General features: G+C 41.6%; 1 protein-coding gene. It reads right to left on the bottom strand.

Annotated elements, in window-relative coordinates:
- On the bottom strand, positions 1–765 hold a 765-nt coding region (locus tag GMD1S_RS08495; protein WP_000297247.1), incomplete at both ends, for a sugar-binding domain-containing protein.

Below are 765 nucleotides of genomic sequence, written 5' to 3'. Positions count from 1 at the left end.
ACCATTCAAAGAGAAACCTTCATTTGGAGTCCAATGATAGTAACGGTAACCAAACAGATCCTTCTTAGCATCCACCAATTGACCATCACGGTAAACACGCGTAATCAATTCGTACAAGGCTGGTTTGTCATTTAAAACTGTCCAGAGTTTTGGTTGTTCAACTTCTAAAATCGCATCAAGACTTGTTGATTCATGTGCTTTCAAGGTACGGCTCGCTGTACGAACCAAACCTGTTACAGCCTGACCACCACGTTCAACGATTTGATACTCTGCTACAAGTTCATGGTCTTTATCGTCTGTATTAACGATTTTGCTGGTCACATGCGTTTCAACCTTGCCATGTTGCTGTTGTTCTAGCTTTGGTGTTAAGATGGTTGTCCCATTTTTCTCAACATGAACCTTATCTGTCATTTGCAAGGTCACATCACGGTAGATACCGCTACCTGAATACCAACGGCTACTTGGTTGTTTGTTAATTGCATGGACAGCAATCACATTCTCACGACCATCTTTGTGGAGGTATTTGGTAATATCGTATGAGAACTGGTTATAACCGTTTGGATAATGTCCCACTAACTGGCCATTGACAAAGACTTGAGAATCCATGTAGACACCATCAAAGGTCAAACGAACATTCTTCTTGAGATCTTTTTCATCAAGTTTAAAAGTCTTACGATACCAAGCTTCACCACCATTGAGCTGTCCACCTTCGTTTTGGGCAGGTGACTGATGGTCAAAATCGTTAAAGATACTCCAGTCGTGTGG

The sequence above is a fragment of the Streptococcus sp. GMD1S genome, from assembly GCF_000296875.1.
Classification (GTDB): domain Bacteria; phylum Bacillota; class Bacilli; order Lactobacillales; family Streptococcaceae; genus Streptococcus.
This window is presented reverse-complemented; position numbering and strand designations above follow the sequence as displayed.